Here is a 5,531-nt window from a genome sequence, read left to right as displayed (position 1 = left end):
GATAAAGCACAATCCAATGGGTTGTGTTTTTTTACGTGTAAAAACATTTGCAAGGCGCTGTTCCAGAGGAACAGCCTTCTCCGAATTAGCCGAAGGTAAGATCATGAGTAACTCATGTTCTCCTGTGAGACGAGCTGTTTCTCTTCGTAACACACATGAGGATACTTCAAAGAAACGCTACGTGATTATATCAACTCGGTAGAAGAGAAATAGCGAGCCAGGACGTTGCCAGGCAGATAAAGTATACGAGAAAGGCGCAGCAAGTAGATTTATTGCGAGATACACTCACTTCTTTTCTTCTATTAGGTGCATGTGCAGTGTATTGTTTTAAAGAAATACCATGTTCCATGTCAGACGAATTCGTATCTATCATAAGGTAGTGAGTTAGCCGGAGAGTTCCTTTAAGGCAGCTCCATCTTTATAGATAGATTCCAAATAAAATTTTAAAATAGAGTGAATATTGTTATAAGTATTATAATATTATTAAATATATTTTACTTCAACCAAGTTATCGAACATAAGAGAACATATTGGGCTGGGCCTTTTGTGAGTAAGAGCAATCTAAAGTAACAAGAAAAAAAAATAAACTTTTTTGAAAAGCGCTTTATAAAAATTAGGGAGGGAGAATGAGTGGGTTTCTTAACTTCTATTTTATCGAATCTTGATTCTGAGGCTTCCGTATTAAACGTTCAATAATCTTTTTGTATTTAAAGGATTCCCAAAAATATTATAGGGGAGGAATGAGTTATGGAAAGGATTTTATTTAAAGATGGAATCGTATTAACAATGGATCGAACGATTGGCGATTTTAAAAAAGCTGATGTTCTTGTGGAAGGAACAAAGATTGTAAAGGTTCAGCCTAATATAGAAGCAAGTAATTGTGAGGTTATTGACGCCTCAAATATGATTGTGATGCCAGGGTTTGTAGACACCCATCGACATACGTGGGAATCGGTAATCCGTAATGTTGGTGCTGACTGGTCGCTTCAAAAATACTTAAGTAGTATTTATTACGGCAATATTGGTTCAAGAAGATCTCCGCAAGATGACTATATTGCTAACCTATTAGGAGCATTAGAAGCTCTCGATTCTGGGGTTACGACGTTTTTAGACTGGTCGATGGTTATTGCTCGTGATCATACTGAAGAAATGATCCGTGGTTTAAAGGAATCAAATGCTAGAGCTGTTTTTGCTCATGGATGTCCAGGCGATGGAGATTATTGGAGTAGAGATAGTACCCTTCATAATTCAGAAGATGCAAGATATGTAAAAGAGAAATACTTTTCCTCAAAAGATCAATTGCTCACAATGGGATTAGCGATCCGTGGACCGGAGTTTTGTTCTTGGGAAACCTCAGTCGATGAAATAAAACTAGCGCGAGAGCTAGATGCAGTTTGCAGCATGCATCTAGGATTTGGCACATGGGGGGCAAGTGATCGTTCGATAGAGAAGTTATATAGAACAGGTCTCCTTGGTGATGATTTAAACTTTGTTCATGCAAATGCTGTTAGTCCAGACGAGATAAAAATGCTAGTTGAAAGAGGAGGATCGATTTCGGTTACCCCTGAGGTCGAGATGATGATGGGGCATGGTTATCCGGCAACGGGTCTATGTATAGAAAATGGACTGCGTCCTTCTTTAGGGGTGGATGTGGTCACATCTACTGGTGGAGATATGTTTGCCCAAATGAAGTTTACTCTACAAGCAGAACGGTCAAGAGTAAATGAGACTATTCTAGCAGAAGGAAAGATGCCAGGCCCACCATTAAATATATCTGCGAGAAATATTTTAGAGTTCGCAACGATTGATGGAGCGAAAGCGTTAAATTTAGGAAGTAAGGTTGGTTCATTAACTCCAGGCAAAGAAGCGGATATTATCATGGTTAGAACGACAGATTTAAACATTTTTCCTGTGAATGATCCGATAGGCACCGTTGTTCAATGCGCTCATACAGGCAATGTTGATTCGGTTTTTGTTGCTGGAAAAAAAGTGAAACAAGGTGGAAAGATGATTAATGTTGACCTCGAACGAGTTCGGAAACTCGCAATAGAAGCAAGAGATTCTATTTTTGAAAAATACGGCAATCCGGATGGTGCATGGTTGGTGTAGGAGTGTCAAATAGTTATTAAGAGATAGAGCAGGCTTTGTAGAAATAAAAAAAGACAATTAACTAAAATCATGGTGCTAGTTTTCAATAGATATGAGGAGTGATCATATGAGTAATCGGATTGAAGTACCTGTTGTCATTGTCGGAGGAGGACCTGTTGGGCTCTCTGCTTCTATCATGCTTAGTAAATTAGGAATCAAACATATTCTGTTTGAAAAACATCCCGGCACTTCTATCCACCCTAAAGCAGTTGGACTTAACCAGAGGACAATTGAAATTTTTCGAAACTTGGGAATAGAGGAAGAAGTTTATAAGATTGCTGCACCACGCTCAACGTATGAAAGAACGGCTTGGTACACATCTTTTGGAGGACCAACAGAGCTGCATGGTCGGCAAATTGCTGTGAGAGATGCATGGGGAGGTGGTCAGTACAAAGAGGAATATCGAGCGGCCAGCCCTTCCTATTATACAATGTTAGCGCAAATTAGACTTGAACCTCTCTTGAGGACGGAAGCTGAAAAATATAGTGAAGCGGATCTTTATTTTAATACTCAAGTTGTTGATCTTGTTCAGGACGAAGACTGTGTTATTGTAACTGCAAAAGCATCAAATGATGAGGTAATGGAATTTACATGCCAATATGTAATTGGTGCAGATGGGGGACGTACTGTTCCTGCTTTACTAAATATTTCATTTGATGGTCCTACTAATCTTGTAGATATGGTAACAGCTCATTTTTCTGCAGATTTAAGCGAGTATTTACCTGATGATGGTTGTTTAATTAACTGGTTTATAAACCCAGATCTTGGGGGTTCGATTGGCAGTGGATATTTATACCATCTAGGTCCTTATGACAATCGTGGGGTTTCAAAAGAGTGGGTATTTGCTTGTGGTTTTGCAGCTGACGATCCAGCACGTTTTAATGATGACGAGATGAAAAAAAGGATTAACAGATCACTGGGAATCCCTGAATTAGAGGTGGAATTACACTCTATCAGTCACTGGTATATACAGGCGGTAGTAGCGGAGCGATTTCGCAAAGGTCGCTGTTTCTTAGTTGGAGATGCAGCTCATCGAATCCCACCGTGGGGGGCATTGGGTTTGAATTCAGGAATTCAGGATGCTCATAATTTAGTATGGAAGCTTGCAACTGTCTTGAATAACCCTGGACGATCTCCTTTACTAGATACGTATAACGAAGAGCGAAGACCAATAGCGCAAGCCATCGCCCATTCATCCCTGTCGAATTTTCAAAATCATGGAGATGTCGTAGATAAAGCTCTTGGACTTACACCTGCAACTCCAAAAGAAGAGGGATGGAGAGCAATAAATGACTTGTGGAACAACTCGTCTGTAAGTGAGCAAAAAAGACAGAAATTAGAGAAGGCTTTGACTTTACTAGATAAAGAATTCCATGCTCACGGTGTAGAATGTGGATTTTCTTATCCGAGTGGAGCGATTTCATTAGAACAGGTAGAAAATCAAAATGTGCTTCCAGGTGATCCGCTCATTTATAAACCAACCACTATTCCAGGACATCATCTTCCACATTTTTGGTTAGATGGACCCAATGAACAGATCTCGACCGTAGACTTATTTACTTCAGGAAAATTTGTATTGATAGTAGATGAAGCAGAAGAAGAATGGAGGAAAGCGGTTCAACAATTAGACAGTGAATTTTCAGATTTATTAGATGTTGTGTCGATTGGTGGAGATGAGGCAATTTATCCGGACCAAACAGGGAGATGGAGCAGTCTTCGAGAAGTATCCCCTTCAGGAGCAATTATAGTCCGGCCAGATAAGATAGTTGCATGGCGTAGTGAAGCACTTCCTGAAAACCCTAGAGATAGTTTAACAAAAGCTCTTAAGAACGTATTTAATATTAAACAAGTATAGCAATAAATTTTTATTAACTTCAATTCATAGGGATTACCTTATGAATTGGAGTTTTTGATAGTCGCTGTAGATCCTAAAATAGTCTGGTGGCGATAGCGAAGAGGTCACACCCGTTCCCATGCCGAACACGGTCGTTAAGCTCTTTTGCGCCAATGGTAGTTGGGGGCTTCCCCCTGGGAGACGAGCTGTTTCTCTTCGTAAGACTACATGAATTACTTCAGAGAAAGGCTACGTGGTTACCATCCTCGTAGAAGAGAAATAGCGAGCCAGGACGTTGCCAGGCAGATAAAACACAACCCATTGGGTTGTGTTTTTTTACGTGCATAAACAATCGGCTTAAGGTAGTGCAGAGTGCTGCTCCGGAGGAAGAGACCTTTCTCCTAAGTGTGCGGGTGTATGATGGTTGAAAAAAGATATATAATGAAAGATAATACTGCAATTTATTCCTGTTAATAATTTAAAGATGGATAATGCGCGATAGGGAGCGAGTATTTAATGAAAAGATGGCAAATTTTTTTACTAAGTTGGGTAATGGCTGGAATCATAGGAGTACTAGGAGCAGTTATAGCTCTTAACCTAGAAACATTAACAACTGTTCATTTAATCCTAATAATGATTGTAATGGGTTTTGGGGTTGGAGGAGGATTGGTGTTAATATTAAAAAAGTTAAATAACTAGATGTACTGGATCTAGGAAGTTCGGGGAATACGCCTATTCATTATGGCTATTCCTTTAGTCCAGGGTAATGGAGAGGTGTGTTTCATGCATGTTTTCAAATGAGCAATTACAAGACTTAATTGACGGTAAGATTGTTGGAGACAAGTATCCTTTTGATACACATAACATAAAAGATATTGAAGCTCATATCAAACAATTGTTTTATAAAATGAATCGCATTCCTAATATAATATGTGAAGCAGAGTGGGATCACTTTGGCAGTGGTTACGCTTCTTTTGTTGAGTTTTTTTGTTATCGAAAAGAAGATGTTGTCATCATGGAAGAAAAGTACGGAATTCAAGAAATAAAGACAAGTGGAATCATTATTGATATTTGTCGCTTAGCACCTGTAGCCATTATGGGTGAAGATGAAAGATATAAAACCATTCGGAAGGAAACAAACGAAGTCGTACGTGGGGCATATGGTACGATTCTGGATGGTTCATTTGGTTTGCATGAGAAATTTCAAAGAATGGCAGAACCATTGAAGAGAGCATTAAGAGAGTTTGATTATGAACTTTTAGAAGCTGAACAATTGCAGCAACCTTTGCCGTTTGAAACCAAAATACCAACAATCTACCGGGAGCCTCACGAGTATTTGGTAATGGACGCAATCTTTTATTGGGAAGATTAGAGATTGGTACAGTACATATGTAATAAAGAATAGAGGGAGTGCTTATTCTATGCAGTGTTTTTGTGAGAATAAAAAAACGAACGATATAAAAGTTGAGGGAGATGTTGGAGCAGATCCCTTATGGTGCCATGAACGTGGTCAACAACTAACAGAAAAGGTTCAAACTGAACTTGGAAC

General features: G+C 39.2%; 4 protein-coding genes and 1 rRNA gene. All 5 read left to right on the top strand.

What is annotated here, in order from left to right; translation table 11 throughout:
- The first annotated feature begins 747 nt into the window (after positions 1 to 747).
- Positions 748 to 2,109, top strand: a complete 1,362-nt coding sequence (locus JCM9140_RS21410) for an amidohydrolase family protein (RefSeq protein ID WP_034751522.1) — start codon at positions 748 to 750, stop codon at positions 2,107 to 2,109.
- A gap of 106 nt (positions 2,110 to 2,215) precedes the next feature.
- Complete coding sequence (locus JCM9140_RS21405; RefSeq protein ID WP_034751519.1) at positions 2,216 to 4,003, top strand: FAD-dependent monooxygenase; 1,788 nt, start codon at positions 2,216 to 2,218, stop codon at positions 4,001 to 4,003.
- Between the two features lie 82 nt (positions 4,004 to 4,085).
- Positions 4,086 to 4,200, top strand: a 5S ribosomal RNA gene (rrf, locus tag JCM9140_RS21400).
- Positions 4,201 to 4,498: 298 nt separating this feature from the next.
- Positions 4,499 to 4,681 (top strand): hypothetical protein, encoded by a 183-nt coding sequence (locus tag JCM9140_RS21395; RefSeq protein ID WP_034751517.1) that lies wholly within the window; start codon positions 4,499 to 4,501, stop codon positions 4,679 to 4,681.
- 88 nt (positions 4,682 to 4,769) lie between these two features.
- On the top strand, positions 4,770 to 5,354 hold the full coding sequence (locus tag JCM9140_RS21390; protein WP_034751514.1) for a hypothetical protein: 585 nt from the start codon (positions 4,770 to 4,772) through the stop codon (positions 5,352 to 5,354).
- The last annotated feature ends 177 nt before the right edge of the window (positions 5,355 to 5,531 follow it).

Source organism: Halalkalibacter wakoensis JCM 9140 (assembly GCF_000513095.1).
GTDB classification, from domain to species: Bacteria; Bacillota; Bacilli; order Bacillales; family Bacillaceae_D; genus Halalkalibacter; species Halalkalibacter wakoensis.
Note: the sequence above shows the minus strand (reverse complement) of the source record. Positions and strands in the feature narration are given on the sequence as shown.

Excerpts from the sequence above, each read along its gene's own strand:
- JCM9140_RS21405 (WP_034751519.1), top strand. The coding sequence starts at position 2,216 with ATGAGTAATCGGATTGAAGTACCTGTTGTCATTGTCGGAGGAGGACCT.
- JCM9140_RS21395 (WP_034751517.1), top strand. The coding sequence starts at position 4,499 with ATGAAAAGATGGCAAATTTTTTTACTAAGTTGGGTAATGGCTGGAATC.
- JCM9140_RS21410 (WP_034751522.1), top strand. The coding sequence starts at position 748 with ATGGAAAGGATTTTATTTAAAGATGGAATCGTATTAACAATGGATCGA.
- JCM9140_RS21390 (WP_034751514.1), top strand. The coding sequence starts at position 4,770 with ATGTTTTCAAATGAGCAATTACAAGACTTAATTGACGGTAAGATTGTT.